This window comes from Streptomyces minutiscleroticus, assembly GCF_014650875.1.
Taxonomy (GTDB): Bacteria; Actinomycetota; Actinomycetes; order Streptomycetales; family Streptomycetaceae; genus Streptomyces; species Streptomyces minutiscleroticus.
Map to the genome: position 1 here is coordinate 63,502 of NZ_BMVU01000027.1, position 13,324 is coordinate 76,825.

Genomic DNA, 13,324 nt, shown 5'->3' on the forward strand with positions numbered 1-13,324 from the left:
GTCACACCGCCTCGGGAGCCGCACCGGGCCGGGAGGCGCGCCCGGCGGTCCAGGCGTCCAGCAGCGCGGCGTCGGCGTCGGCCAGGTCGCCGAGGGTGATCAGCTCGCCCTCCGCCACGGGCCGGGCGAGGGTGGCGTGCGCCGCGAGGTAGAGCGGCGCCACGTCCTCGGGAGCGTCCTCGTCGCGCAGCAGCACGGCCTGCACGCCGGTGACGTCGTGGTGGTGGCCGCCCATCTCCAGGACGGTGCCGGCGGACAGGTCGGTGCGGGCGCGTCCGGCCAGCACGGCGTGGGCGCGCGGGTCGGTGCCGCCGGAGGGCCGGCCGTGCAGCACCGCGGACAGCAGGCTGACCGGGGTCTCGACGCCCATCAGGTGGTACGGCAGGTAGATCGCGGCGTAGCCGCCGTCGCGGCTGACGACGTGGCCCTTGCCGCGCAGCGTCTCCCAGGTCCCGGGGTCGTCGGTGCGCACGACGACGAAGACGCCGCCCGCGAAGGACGCCTCGTCCGGCAGCCGCAGGGCGCTGAAGACGTCCACGGCGCCGGGGCGCCTCAGGACGCCGCCGTCCTCGCGCAGCCGGTAGACGTCGGCCAGCTCGGCGATCCGGGCCACGGGGTAGTGCAGCAGCTCGGTGTCGGGGCGGAAGCCCGTGTTGGTGGCCACCACGGCCATCTCGCAGTAGTCGGCGGTGGCGCCGGTGGGCAGCGCCGCCACGGCGCGGGCGCGCGCGGCGAGGGTGGCGGGCACGTCGTCGCCGAGCGTGAGCAGCCCGGCCAGCTCCGGTGCGGGCACCGTGGTGTCGAGCTGGGTGACGTTGCCGGTCTCCGGGTCGAGGACGAGGTCGTACTCGGTGGACTTGCCGACCGCGACGATGTCGAGGCCGAGCAGCTCGGCCCAGGTGACCAGGCCGATGAGGTTGGCGGGCTGGTCGCCGTCGGCGGTGGTGTAGACGACGCCGTGCTCCCGGGCCAGGTCGGCCAGGCGCAGTCCGGCGACCGAGTCGACCTCCTTGCTGACCATGGCCACGTGCCGGCCGCCGCGCAGGGCCCGCTCGGCCATCGCGAAGCCGTCGGCGGGGCTGCCGGTCGCCTCCACGAGGATGTCCCAGCCGGCCGCGTCCATCAGCGCGCCGTCGGCGACCAGCGCGATGTCGCCCCGGGCGACCGCCCGCCGCACGGCGTCGGCGTCCGCGCAGTGGGGCAGCCGCCCGGCGTCGTACCCGAGCTCCACGAGGATGCCGCGCAGCCGCTCGACGTCCCGGTCGCACAGCACGGCGGGGGAGAGGCCGGGCATGCGGCGGGTCCGGGACAGCAGGGTGCGGGCGAAGCCTCCGCCGGCCCCGGACAGTGCGTACCGCACGGTCCGGCCGCCGCTGTCGGCGAAGAGGTGGTGCAGGTTCATGGGCTCTCCTCGATGAGGGCGCATTGCAGTGGAGCCGCTTCCGTACGGCGGGCCGGGCGACGGGCCGATGAGCAGAAGCGCGTATTAACAAGATGTATCAAGCAATCCCAGATGCGTAAAGTCTGTTAACATAATTTCACACAGTCAAGATCTGGGCGGCCCCCGCGCGGCCCGGAGCCGCACCGACCGCAGGAGGCCTGATGCCGACCCTCGGGGCCATCGCCGACGACTTCACGGGAGCGACCGATCTCGCAACGATGCTGGTCGCCCGTGGTCACAGAACGGTCGTGGCGGTCGGGCCCGACGGAGTCGACGCGGAAGGGGCGTACGGCCCGGACGCGGACACCGACGCCGTCGTCGTGGCCCTGAAGTCGCGCACCGCGCCCGTCGCGGACGCCGTCGGCGCCTCCCTCGCGGCGCTGCGGGCCCTGCGCGCCGCCGGCTGCCGGCGCTTCTACTTCAAGTACTGCTCGACCTTCGACTCGACCCCGAAGGGCAACATCGGGCCGGTGGCCGACGCGTTCCTGGACGAACTCGGCGAGCGCCGCACGGTCGTCGTCCCCTCCTTCCCCGCCACCGGCCGCACGGTGTACCGGGGGCGGCTGTTCGTCCACGACGAACTGCTGGAGGAGAGCCCGATGCGGGACCACCCGCTGACCCCCATGCGGGACTCGCGCGTGCCGCGCCTGCTGGAGCCGCAGACCTCCCGCCCGGTGGCCCTGGTCGGCCTGGACACCGTACGGGCGGGGGCCGACGCGCTCCGCGCCGCGCTGGACGACCCGGCGCTGGCGGACGCCCTGGTGGTCGTGGACGCCGTCTCCGACGCCGACCTGCGGGTGATCGCGGCCGCCACCGAGAACTTCGCGCTGGTCACGGGCGCCGCCGGCCTGGCGGTCGGCCTGAGCGGCCCGCACGCCGGCAGCGCGCGGGCCGCCGCCGCCTCACGCCCCGGCGACCCCGCCGTGGTCCTGTCCGGCAGCGCCTCCGCGGCCACCCGCGCCCAGGTCGCCCACGGCCGCGCGCACCTGCCGCACCGCAAGCTCGACCTCGCGCGGCTCCGCGAGGACTTCACCGGCGGGGTCGCCGACCTGACCGCCTTCGTCCGGGCGTACTGGCGCGAGGACAGGGAGCGGCCCCCGCTCCTGTACGCCGTCGGCTCCGCCGAGGACCTGGAGCAGGAGACGCCCGCCGGGGCCGAGCCGGCCGCCGAGCTGGTGGAGCGCGCGCTCGCCGCCTGCGCCGTGGAGCTCGTCGCCGCGGGCGCCCGCCGGCTGCTCGTGGCCGGCGGCGAGACCTCCGGCGCGGTGGTCACCGCGCTCGGCGCCCGCAGCCTGGCCGTCGGCGCGCCGATCGCCCCCGGCGTCGCCTGGGCGCGTACGGAGGTCACGGCGCACGGCCGCCGCGAGACCGTCGACCTGGCCCTGAAGTCCGGCAACTTCGGCACCGCCGCCATCTTCACCGAGGCCTGGGAGCGTCTCGCGTGACCAGTGCCCGCCACGACCTCGCGGCCGCCGGAGCCCACCTCGCCTCCCTCGGCCTGAGCCCCGGCTCCTCCGGCAACCTCAGCGTCCGCGACGGCGGCCGCGTCCTGATCACCCCGACCGGGGCGGACCTCGCCGCGCTCGACCCCGACGGGCTCACCGTCCTGGACCCGGACGGCACGCACCTGGACGGCCCCCGGCCGTCCAAGGAGTTCCCGCTGCACCTCGCCTTCTACCGGCGGGACCCCGGCACCGCCGCCGTGGTGCACCTGCACTCCCGGCACGCGGCGGCCCTCTCCTGCCGCCCCGCCTGGTCGGAGCGGAGCGCGATACCCCCGCTGACGCCGTACTTCGTCATGCGCGTGGGCCAGACCCCGCTCCTGCCGTACGCGCCGCCCGGCGACCCCGGTCAGGCCGCGGAGCTGGAGGCGCTCGGCTTCCCCTTCCGGGCCGTCCTGCTGCAGAACCACGGGCCCGTGGTCAGCGGCGGCTCCGTACGGGCGGCGGTCGAGGCCGCCGTGGAGATCGAGGAGGTGTCCGCCCTGCTGCTCCTGCTCGGCGACCGGCCGGCGCGGCTGCTGACGCACGAGGAGGCCGGGGCGCTCGCCGCGGCGCATGGTTCCGTCTGGACCGGTTAGACGTACTTCCACACGCGGGACGGCAGCCCGTCGCGGTGAAAACGCATAAGTGCTGTGTTTTCGGGAAATGCATTGGGTGCGGGCCGCGTCCTCATGGAGGAACGCGGCCCGACCAGTTCGCATGCCCGTACGGGGGCCCGTTCCCCGGGGAACCGCGCGGAGCGGCCCGTCCCCGAAGGCGCGTCAGCGCCGCGTCTCCTCCCGCAGGAACTCGGCGACCGCCTTGTCCGGCCGCAGGACCGGCGCGCCGTTCTCGGCGTGGAAGCTCCCGAAGCTCAGCACCGTGACCGCGTCGCCGCCCTTGAGCGCCTCGGCGATCGCACCGGAGCGCTCCACGGTGCCGAACAGCGCGTCGATCACCCGCTCGACGTCCTCGTGCGCCAGGGCGGTGCCGCCGTCACCGGTCTTCCGCGCGGTCGCCTCGATCAGTTCGGACTTGTCCATTCGCCGCTTCCCTCTGTCCGCTGCTTCGGAAGTCCCCCCGACCGCTGCCATCCTGACACCGCTTCCCGGCCGCTGCACCCGCAGCCGGGGCCGGGCGCGCCGCGGTCCTGCGGGCGGCACCGTGTCTGTTCCGGCCGTCGGTGGGCACCCGGTAGGGGTGACGCAGTCGGTGCACGTGACGTAGTGACGATCGTTGTGGGGAGAAGATCGTGCCGGTCAGGGCAATGGGTTGGGCCCATTCGTTTCCCATGTCGGGTGGGGTGCGCGCGGGAAGAGAGTGGACGCGCCGTCAGCTGGCGTCGCTGCCGTGGTCCGAGAAGGAGCCGGACACGGTCGACTCCGTGGTCCTCGTGGTGTCGGAGCTGCTGACCAACGCGCACCGGCACGCGCACAGCGACGCGCACCTGGTGCTCAGCTGGGACGGACAGTGCCTGCACGTCAATGTGCACGACGAGTCCCGGAGACTGCCCGACGAGAAGGAGAGCGGCACCGAGGACCTGTCGGGGCGCGGCGTCCACATCGTGAAGGTGCTCGCCGACAGCTGGGACGCGCGCTGCCAGCGGCACGGCAAGACGGTCACCGCGTGCTTCCAGCCGGACGACCCCGCTGCGGCCGACGGGGCCGTGGGCCCGCAGACCGGTCCGGCGGACTGACCCTCCGGCCGCAGCGCCGGGAGCCGGAGGACGGCGGCCGGGAGCGAGGAGTGATCCCATGGAGGAGTGGCTGGCGGTGCCGGGCGGGCCCGGACTGCCCGGCTGGGGGCAGGTCCTGCTGGCCCTGCTCGCGGTGACCGTCGTGGTGTCCGCGCTGCTCAGGCTGTACCGCAGGCGCGGGAAGTAGGGGCATCGCGCGGACGGCGGAGGAGGACGGGAGCCGGAGCGGGCACGGCCGTGCCCGCTCCGGCCGTGTCCGGGCACGGCACAGGGGCCGCCGTCCGTACCTGCCGGTGGCGACCCCTGGCCGGGTGGAACGGCCCGCGTACCGCTGTCCGCGGCGCGGGCCCGCGTCGTGCGGTGCGAGCCGACGGTGTCAGTCTTCCCCGTGCCCGTACTCGTTCTCGTACTCGCTGCCGAACGAGAAGACACCGGCGTTCTTGTAACCGGCGACGTGGGAGTCCGTGATGCCGTAGGGGCCGCCCACGTTGAAGTAGTGGCCGTAGCCGCCTTCCTTCTTGTAGCCGCCCGCGGCGTGCGACTCGCGCTCCTCGGAGCCCTGACCGCGGCCCTCCTCGGAACCCTCGCCGTGGCCCTTCCCGGAGCCCTCGCCGTGGCCCTCCTCGCGGCCCTCACCGCGGAAGCCGCCGTGGTGGTCGCCGCCCTTGTCACCACGGTCGTGCTTGCCGTGGTGCTCACCGCGCGAGTCGGAGACGCCGTGCTCCTTGCGCGGCCCGTCGTCGTCGGCGGCGGCGGTACCGGCACCGGCGCCGAGGGCGGCAACCAGCAGGGCGCCCGTGGTCGCGAGGGTACGCATACGCATGCTTTTCCTCCATGGTCGGAGTGTCATTGACAGATCCATGAATGCCCGACCGATACCGACATTCGCGACAAAACTTCCCCGCTCACTCGAAAGAACGGTGCTTGTGCGGCAAAGAGGTCCCTCCGGCGTGCGCGCGGTCCTTCCGCCTCCAGTGGCCGGTCCGGGCCGGGGACGGGCCGGACCGTCGTGCCCGCACCGCGCACCGCACGGTGCACGCGGTGCGTACCGGCGGCCGTGTGGCGGGCCGTCAGGTGGCGTAAGGCCGGGCGTCTACACGTACTGGTGCGATGTACGCAGAAAGATCACTCACAGCGCATGCGCAGCGGGGCGGGGGGCAATCGGTCCCCCACACCACACGACGCACATCACGGCCGAGGCCGTGCGAAAGGGGAGAAGAGTCGCATGATGGTGAGGGCGCGCACTGTTCGCATCGCTTCTCTGGCCACGGCGGGCTTACTGGCGACCACCGCGCTGACGGCGTGCGGCGGGGACGACGGCGAGGCGGAGGGGGAGCCGAAGAACGCGGCGGCCGAGCAGTCGCCGGCGCAGGTCGTGCAGGCCACCGGTGAGAAGACCGAGCAGGCCGGGTCCGCCCGGCTGAAGCTCACCACCACGGCGGTCACCGACGGCCGGAGCGAGTCGGTCAGCGGCTCGGGCGTGATCGACCTGCGGAACGGCACCAGCGAGGTCCGCCTCGGGATGAAGGGCGAGGAGCTCGAACAGCGCGTCGTCGACCGGGTCCTCTACCAGAAGCCCCCGGAGGGCAGCGGGCAGCTGCCGAAGGGCAAGAGCTGGACGAAGGTCGACCTGGGCAAGCTGCAGTCCTCGGGTGCGATGGGGAACACGCAGGTCAGCAATCCGGCCGACTCCCTCGCGTACACCAGGTCCCTGTCCGAGGAGAACGTCGAGAAGGTCGGCACCGAGAAGATCGGCGGGGTCAGGACCACGCACTACCGGGTCGACGTGGACCTCGGCAAGCTGGCCGAGGGGAACGCGGAGCAGGAGCGCAAGCTGCGGCAGCGGCTCGGGGACGAGGTCCCCGTCGACCTGTGGATCGACGACGAGGGCCTGATGCGGCGTCAGCAGGTCTCCCTCACCGTCAAGGACGCGAGCGGGCAGGGCTCGGGCCGGAAGGCGACGGTGAAGACCGTCATGAACCTCAGCGGCTTCGGCACGCCGGTCGACGTGTCCGCCCCGCCCGCGGGCGACACCGCCGACATGACCGACGAGCTGGCCAAGGCGGGCAGCGGCTCCGCCTGACCGGGGGGCGGGGCGGGACGGACGCCCCGCGCGGACGAGGAGCGGTACGGGTACGGCCCATGGGACGGTGGGACGTACCGGTACCGCTCGTCGCGTTCGCCGCGACGACCGCGTGACGGCCGCGAGGAGCGTGTGACGGCGGCGAGGAGGGCGATGCCCCGGGCCGGTCGGCCGCCGGGGTGTCCGGGCGGGGCCGACGGTGTCACTCCGCGGCGGCCGTCACGTCACCGTTCACGGTGCTGAGCGTCATCTCGCGGCCTGCTTCCGCCCCGGTCGTGGGGACGGAGACGGTGGGACCGCCGTTGTCGGTGGTCGCCGTGACGCGGTAGGCCGGGGCGTCGTGCGGAACGGTGACGCGGACCGAACCGTTGGTGGTCGCCGCGCCGACGCCCGAGGGTGCGGTGCCGCACCCGAGGACCACGTCCCCGTTGACCGTCCGCGCGTGCAGCCGGGCGGCGAGCAGACCGCCCGCGCGCACCGAGCCGTTGCGGGTCGCCAGCCGGACCACGGCGTCCCGCGCGCCGGAGCGGTCCACGGTCACGTCGCCGTTGACCGTGGTCAGGTCCAGCGCGCCGGACACACCGGCCGCGTCGATCCCCGCGTTCCGGGCGGAGACGGTGACGGCGGTGCCCGCGGGGACGGTGACTTCGGGCATGCGGGGGCACGCGCCACCGGCGCTCCCGCCGTCCCGGCCGCCGTCCGGCCGGTCGGCCCAGGCGCTCCCGCCGTCGTGGCCGGGGCACGACAGGTCCAGCACCCAGGTGCCGTCCCGGTGCGACCAGTCGGTCCGCACGCGCTCGTCGACGCCGACCCGGTCGTCGTCGGCCGGCCGCAGCCGCACGCCGTTGTCGGTCCTGATCACCAGCTCGGTCCCGTCGGAGGACGGTATCCGCATCGCGGCCCCCCGGGCGGGACCGTCCTCGTCGTGACCGCCTCCGCACGCCGCGAGCAGGGGCAGGAGGGCGAGCACGGCGGCCGGCCGCCACCCGTACGGTCTCGTACGAAGGTCCATGCCGAGTCGCCTTCCCCGCACCCGGCCGTCCACGCCACGGCCCGCCGCGGCCGGACGCCCCCGGCGGGAGAGGCGACGGCCCGTGAGGTGCGCGGCGCCTCCGGGGGAACGCGCACGCCGCTCGCGCCCTCCGCGCGCTACGGCCGTTCCAGCGCCGCCGTCAGAGCGTCCAGGTGCTCCGACACCGGTCCCAGTGTCAGCAGACCGCTGCCCGCGCCCGCGAGTTCGGGGCGGGCCGGTTCGAGCACGGTGCGCGCGTGCCGCATGACCGCGCGGTCGCCGACGAGGAGCGCGGCCCGGGCGAGCAGGCACCACAGCGCCTCGTACAGCAGGTCGTGCGGGGGCGGCGGGGCGACGCGCAGGGCGCGACCCGCCTCCTCGGCCCGGCCCCGGCGGACGAGGAGGAGCGGGCGCACCCAGGGTTCGTAGGGCCCCCAGTCGACGGCTTCGGGGGCGGTGGTCCCCGGGGCGTCGGATTCCGGTCCGGCGGGGTGCGGGCCGGTGCGTCCGCAGTCCGGGAACGGCGCGCCGTGGCGTTCGTGCAGGCACAGCAGGGCCAGGGGCAGCAGCCCGCGCTCCAGGCCCGGCATGCCCGCGCCGTCCAGGGTCGCGGCGGCCTCCCGGTAGGCGGCCTCGGCCGTGCGCGGCGGAGCCGTCAACGAGGTGCGCAGCGCCCGGTACCACGTGGTGAAGACGCGGACGAGCGGGCGTTCGTGCCGCTCGGCGAGCCCGTCCGCGGCCGCCGCGTGCCGGTCGGCCCCGGCGAGGTCGCCCAGCGCGCAGTGCGCCTGCAGGCGTACGAGGTGCCCCAGCACCTCGTACGAGGGCAGGCCGTTGCGGGAGGACAGGGCGACGATCTCCGCGCCGACCGCGTCCCGCCGCGCGGCCAGCCCGGCGCGCCCGAAGCTCTGCATGAAGACGCCGTTCAGCGCGAAGGCGAGCAGGGAGGCGTCGTCCAGGCGCCGTGCGAGGGCCTCCGCCTGGCGGGCCGCCTGGCGCGCGCGTGCGGGGGCGGGCCCGGCCGGGCCGCCGACGGTGCCGGCGGGGGAGGGGCCGCGCGTCTCCACGGCGATCGTGGCGAGCAGGCGCGCCCGGGCCGCGTCGGGGGCGTCCGGCGGCAGCCGCCGCAGCGTCCGCTCGGCCGTGCGGACGAGCTGCCCGGCCCGGGCGGGGTCGTCGCCGCGGGTCCAGATCGCCGGGACGTCGTGGACGCCGATGACGCGGGCGGTCAGTTCCGGGTCGCCCGTGCGCTCCGCGGCCGCGACCGCCGCCGTCCGGTGCAGGCGGGCCGCCTCCAGGCCGCTGCCGCCGGTCACCGCCAGCTCGCGCATCAGGCCCGCCGTGGACTCCAGGTGCGCCCGCGCCCGGGCGGGCACGGCGCGCTCGTACGCGGCCGCCGCCTCCGCCCAGACCTGCGCCGCCGGTCCGCCGGGGCCGGGGTCCAGGTGGTCCGCGTGGCGCAGGACGTCCGCCTCCAGGGCGCGCAGCCGCGGGCCGGGGTCCACGCCCAGGTGCTCGCCGAGCAGCCGCCGGGCCCGCCGTACGGCGGACAGCGCGTCGGCCTGCCGTCCGGACCGGTACAGGGCCAGGACGAGCAGCCGCCAGGCGTCCTCCCGCCAGGGGTGCTCCGTGACGTGGGCCTCCAGGTCCGGTACGGCCTCGGCGGCCGCGCCCAGCGCCAGCCGCGCCGCGGCCCGGCTCTCGACGGCCCCCAGCCGCAGCTCGGCCAGCCGGGAGCGCTCGCCGCGCGCCCAGGGCTCCTCCGCCACGTCGGCGTACGCGGGGCCGCGCCACAGGTCCAGGGCGGCGGCCAGCCGGGCCGCGGCCCGCGCGGGCGGCAGCTCCTCCGCCGCCTCGACGGCCCGCTCGAACCGCCAGGCGTCGACGGCCCCGGGCGCCGGGCGCAGCGCGTAGCCGGGACCCTCGGTGACCAGCAGGCGGGACGGCGCGCGCGGCGGGCGGTCCGGCTCCAGCGCGCGCCGCAGGGCGGCGACGAAGGTCCGTACGGCGCTCACCGCGTCCCCCGGCGGCCGCGTCCCCCACAGGTCCGCCACGAGCCGCGGGACGGGGACGACGCGGCGGCGGGCGACGAGGAGCCGGGCGAGCACCGCGCGGTGCCTCGGCCCCTTGAGGGGGAGGGCCCCGCCCGCCCCGTCCCAGGCGGCCACCGGGCCCAGCACCCCGAACTCCACCTCCACGCCCGTGTGCCGCCCTTCCGCCCGCTCCCGTTCCCACCGGCCCGCGCGCCCGTCCGGTGCCGTGCCGTCGCGCCGCCGCGTCCACAACGTACAGCGCGCTCATCGGCTGCTCATCCGCCGCCCGCACCGTGGGGGCATCGCGGCGGCCGCGTCCGGCCGCCGCCTCCCACCGGGTCCCGCCTTGTGGACGGAAGGAACGGAAAGAACCGTGAAGAGAGCCGTGAACGCGAAGAGCGCCGCCGCGCAACCCGTCATCGCCGGATTCGACCACCACCGTGTGCCGGTCGCCGACGGTGTCTCCCTGCACACGGCCGTGGGAGGGTCCGGCACGCCCGTCGTCCTCCTGCACGGCTTCCCGCAGACCCACCTGATGTGGCGCCACGTGGCCGCCGACCTCGCGGCCGACCACACCGTCATCTGCCCCGACCTGCGCGGCTACGGGGACAGCGACAAGCCCGCGGCGACGGGGCCCGACACCTACTCCAAGAGGACCATGGCCCGCGACGTCGTCGTCCTGGCCAGGGAGCTGGGGTACGGGCGCTTCGCGCTGGCCGGCCACGACCGGGGCGCGCTCGTGGCCTTCCGCGCGGGCCTCGACCACCCCGGCGCGGTGAGCCGCCTGGCCTGCCTCGACGCGCCGCCCACGCTCGACATGTGGGAGGCCCTGCACGGCGTCTCGGCGGCGGTCGGCTTCCACCTCTACCTGATGGCCCAGCCGCCCGGTCTGCCCGAGCGGATGATCGCCGCCAGCGCGGACGCCTTCTTCGGTCACTTCCTCGACCTGTGGTCGAAGGATCCCGGGGCCGTACCCGAGGAGGTCCGCGAGGTGTACCTGCGCGCCTGCCGCGGCGCGGTGCCGTCCATCGTCGCCGACTACCGCGCCTCCGCCGGGATCGACGTGGAGCACGACACGGCCGACCGGGCCGCCGGGAACCGCCTCCGCATGCCCGTGACCGTGCTCCAGCAGGACTGGGGCGCCGCGCTCGGGTACGACGCCGCCGCCCTGTGGCGGGCCTGGGCGCCGGACCTGCGGCACACCACCGTTCCGTACGGGCACTTCATGGCGGAGGAGGCGCCCGCGGAGGTCGCCGCGGCCCTGCGGGAGCTGATGGCCCGCCGGGCGGACTGACGGGCGGACGGGCCACGGCCCGCCGGGCCCCGGCCTCCATGGGTTCCTGCGTCCCCGGCTCCCCGGGTCCCGGGCCCCGGCTCCCGGGCTCAGGGCCTCGGGCCTGCGGTCCTCCGGGGCGTCCGGCTCAGGCCGTGCCCCTGGCGCGGACCGCGGCCTCCAGCGAGCGCAGGGCGGGCAGGGCGCGCAGCAGGGCCTCGGCGTCGTCCGCGGGGAGGTCGCCGAGGGCGTCCTCGATCATGCAGGCCCAGGCGTCCTCGATCCTGCGGGTGTTGTCCACGGCCCGCTCGGTCGGGACGAGCCGGGCGGCACGCCGGTCGGCCGGGTCGCTCTCGCGGGACACGAGGCCCAGCTCGGTCAGGTGCCGGATCGCGGCACTGACGTTGCTCGGCTTCATGTGCATCTCGACGGCGATCCGGCCCGGGCTCAGCCCCGGCTCCCGGACGACGAGGCGCAGCATGTCGGCCTCCGTGGCCGTCAGCGGGTCCACGCCGGCGCACTGCGCCCCGGTGCGCAGCAGAGTGCGCGTCACCTCGCGCAGCGCGGGCGTGAATGCACGGAGAGCCGTCTGACGGTCCATGGGCCCATGCTAATCTATTTATGAACTCATAAATATTTTGCCGCGCCGTGCGCTCCACGCGCTCCATGGCCACCGCCGTCCTGTCCCGGCGCGCCGTTCCCGTCTGCCCTCGTCCTCGGGAGATCCGCTTGTCCGCCAGTCCCGCCGCACCGCGTCCCGGTGTGTCCGGACCGCTGATCGTGGTCCTGGCCCTGCTGTCCGCGGTGGCGCCCTTCGCCACCGACATGTACCTGCCGTCCTTCACGGAACTGGCCTCCGACCTGCACACCAGCGCCGCCGGCGTGCAGCTCACCCTCACCGCCTTCCTGACCGGCCTCGCCGTCGGCCAGCTCCTCATCGGCCCGCTCTCCGACCGCTTCGGGCGCCGGGGGCCGCTGATCGCGGCGACGGCCGTCGCGACGCTGGCGAGCGCGCTGTGCGCGCTCGCGCCCTCCATCTGGCTGCTCGTCGTCTTCCGCTTCGTCCAGGGCTTCGCCGGCTCCGCCGGCATCGTCATCGGCCGGGCCGTCGCCTCCGACCGCACCGAGGGCCGCGCGGCGGCCAAGGTCTTCTCGGTGCTCGCCAGCATCGGCGGCATCGCCCCGGTCGTCGCCCCGCTGGCCGGCGGCGCCCTCTCCGAGTCGGCGGGCTGGCGCGGCGTCTTCTGGGTGCTCACCGGCATCACCCTGCTGATGCTGCTGTCGGCGCTGTTCGTCGTCCCCGAGTCGCTGCCCAGGGAGCAGCGGCACGCCGGCGGTCTCGCCGACACCGGGCGCACGATGCGGCGGCTCTTCGCCGACCGCGGCTACCTCGGCTACACGTTCGCCTTCGCCTTCGGCTTCGCCGGGCTCATGGCGTACATCTCCGCCTCGCCCTTCGTGGTGGAGAACGTGCTCGGCCTGTCCACCACGCAGTACACCCTCACCTTCGCCGTGAACGCCGTCGGGCTCGTCCTGTCCAGCACCCTCAACAGCCGGCTCGTGAACCGCTTCAGCCCGGCCGCGCTCCTGCGGACCGGACTCACGGGCATGTTCGTACTGGCCCTCGTGCTGCTGGCGGTCCTCGCCGCCGGGGCGTCCGCGCCCGTCGTGCTCCCGGTGCTCTTCCTGACGGTCTTCACGCTGGGCCTGATCATGGGCAACGCCTCCGCCCTGGCGATCGGCCGCGCCCCGTACGCGGCGGGCGCGGCGGCGGCCGTCATGGGGGCCCTGCAGTTCGGGTTCGGCGCGCTGGTCTCCCCGCTCGTCGGCCTCGGCGGCGAGGACACCGGTCTGCCGATGGCGGTGACCATCGCCGTGTCCGCGCTGCTCGCGCTCTGCGCGCAGTTCGCCGTGGGGAAGGGGCCGGCGCCGGTGCCCCCACAGCGCGGCGAGGCGTCGCGCCCGGCCGGGGCGGACGGGGCGGCGGGCCCGGCCGAATCGGCGGACTCGGCGGCCCGCTGACGCGGGGCCGCGCCGCCGCGTCCCGTACAGGGGCGGCGGCGAAGCGACCGGGGCGGCGCACACCGTGCGCTGCCCCTCGGCCCGCGTCCGCCTCCCGGCCGTGCACCGTCCGGGCCGGTGCCGGTGCCGGTCCCGCGGCGCCGGGACGCCGTCCCGCGAGCGCCACCGCGGCCGCGGCGGTGCGGTGGCCGAGGCGCGGCCGGGCCCGTCCGCCCGGGTCCGTCTCCGCCGGCCCCCACCGTGTCCGTGCCCGTGCGGTGCGACGTGGTGGTCCGGGAGCGGG

13 protein-coding genes are annotated in these 13,324 nt (G+C 75.8%); 7 read left to right on the forward strand and 6 right to left on the reverse strand.

Annotated features, from left to right (window positions below; all coding sequences use genetic code 11):
• Position 1 precedes the first annotated feature (1 nt).
• A complete protein-coding gene (locus tag IE271_RS24140; RefSeq protein WP_190192516.1) occupies positions 2-1,402 on the reverse strand; it encodes a homoserine dehydrogenase in 1,401 nt (466 codons plus the stop codon).
• A gap of 200 nt (positions 1,403-1,602) precedes the next feature.
• Here IE271_RS24140 and otnK point away from each other — a divergent pair, with 200 nt between their 5' ends.
• Both otnK and IE271_RS24150 read left to right on the forward strand, forming a co-directional pair.
• Entirely contained in the window at positions 1,603-2,886 is a 1,284-nt protein-coding gene (gene otnK / locus IE271_RS24145) for a 3-oxo-tetronate kinase (RefSeq protein ID WP_190192517.1), read from the forward strand.
• On the forward strand, positions 2,883-3,521 hold the full coding sequence (locus IE271_RS24150) for a class II aldolase/adducin family protein (protein ID WP_190192518.1): 639 nt from the start codon (positions 2,883-2,885) through the stop codon (positions 3,519-3,521). Before otnK ends, IE271_RS24150 begins: the two co-directional genes overlap by 4 nt.
• Positions 3,522-3,704: 183 nt before the next feature.
• Here the strand turns inward: IE271_RS24150 and IE271_RS24155 are convergent, their stop codons facing one another.
• Positions 3,705-3,965, reverse strand: coding sequence for an HU family DNA-binding protein (locus tag IE271_RS24155; RefSeq protein WP_190192519.1), 261 nt, complete (start codon positions 3,963-3,965; stop codon positions 3,705-3,707).
• A gap of 209 nt (positions 3,966-4,174) precedes the next feature.
• Here IE271_RS24155 and IE271_RS24160 point away from each other — a divergent pair, with 209 nt between their 5' ends.
• Together IE271_RS24160 and IE271_RS43380 are read left to right on the forward strand one after the other, a co-directional pair.
• Positions 4,175-4,618, forward strand: coding sequence for an ATP-binding protein (locus IE271_RS24160; protein WP_190192520.1), 444 nt, complete (start codon positions 4,175-4,177; stop codon positions 4,616-4,618).
• A 58-nt stretch (positions 4,619-4,676) separates the two neighbouring features.
• Positions 4,677-4,805 carry a hypothetical protein gene (locus tag IE271_RS43380; RefSeq protein ID WP_268256217.1) on the forward strand — a complete coding sequence of 43 codons (129 nt, stop codon included), beginning with the start codon at positions 4,677-4,679 and terminating at the stop codon, positions 4,803-4,805.
• A gap of 189 nt (positions 4,806-4,994) precedes the next feature.
• Here IE271_RS43380 and IE271_RS24165 read toward each other — a convergent pair whose 3' ends face one another.
• Entirely contained in the window at positions 4,995-5,441 is a 447-nt protein-coding gene (locus tag IE271_RS24165; protein WP_190192521.1) for a hypothetical protein, read from the reverse strand.
• A gap of 402 nt (positions 5,442-5,843) precedes the next feature.
• Between IE271_RS24165 and IE271_RS24170 the strand changes: the two genes are divergently transcribed.
• The gene (locus IE271_RS24170) at positions 5,844-6,701 is read left to right on the forward strand and encodes an SCO4651 family lipoprotein (protein ID WP_190192522.1); all 858 of its coding nucleotides are present in this window, start codon (positions 5,844-5,846) and stop codon (positions 6,699-6,701) included.
• A 202-nt stretch (positions 6,702-6,903) separates the two neighbouring features.
• Here the strand turns inward: IE271_RS24170 and IE271_RS24175 are convergent, their stop codons facing one another.
• Both IE271_RS24175 and IE271_RS24180 read right to left on the reverse strand, forming a co-directional pair.
• Positions 6,904-7,713 (reverse strand): DUF4097 family beta strand repeat-containing protein, encoded by an 810-nt coding sequence (locus IE271_RS24175; RefSeq protein ID WP_190192523.1) that lies wholly within the window; start codon positions 7,711-7,713, stop codon positions 6,904-6,906.
• A gap of 137 nt (positions 7,714-7,850) precedes the next feature.
• A complete protein-coding gene (locus IE271_RS24180) occupies positions 7,851-9,911 on the reverse strand; it encodes an AfsR/SARP family transcriptional regulator (protein WP_190192524.1) in 2,061 nt (686 codons plus the stop codon).
• A 208-nt stretch (positions 9,912-10,119) separates the two neighbouring features.
• On the opposite strand from IE271_RS24180, the gene IE271_RS24185 reads away from it, so the two are divergent.
• On the forward strand, positions 10,120-11,040 hold the full coding sequence (locus tag IE271_RS24185; protein ID WP_229919530.1) for an alpha/beta hydrolase: 921 nt from the start codon (positions 10,120-10,122) through the stop codon (positions 11,038-11,040).
• Between the two features lie 127 nt (positions 11,041-11,167).
• On the opposite strand, the gene IE271_RS24190 is transcribed toward IE271_RS24185, so the two are convergent.
• Complete coding sequence (locus tag IE271_RS24190) at positions 11,168-11,620, reverse strand: MarR family winged helix-turn-helix transcriptional regulator (RefSeq protein WP_190192525.1); 453 nt, start codon at positions 11,618-11,620, stop codon at positions 11,168-11,170.
• A 128-nt stretch (positions 11,621-11,748) separates the two neighbouring features.
• Here IE271_RS24190 and IE271_RS24195 point away from each other — a divergent pair, with 128 nt between their 5' ends.
• Entirely contained in the window at positions 11,749-13,041 is a 1,293-nt protein-coding gene (locus tag IE271_RS24195) for a multidrug effflux MFS transporter (protein WP_229919531.1), read from the forward strand.
• The last annotated feature ends 283 nt before the right edge of the window (positions 13,042-13,324 follow it).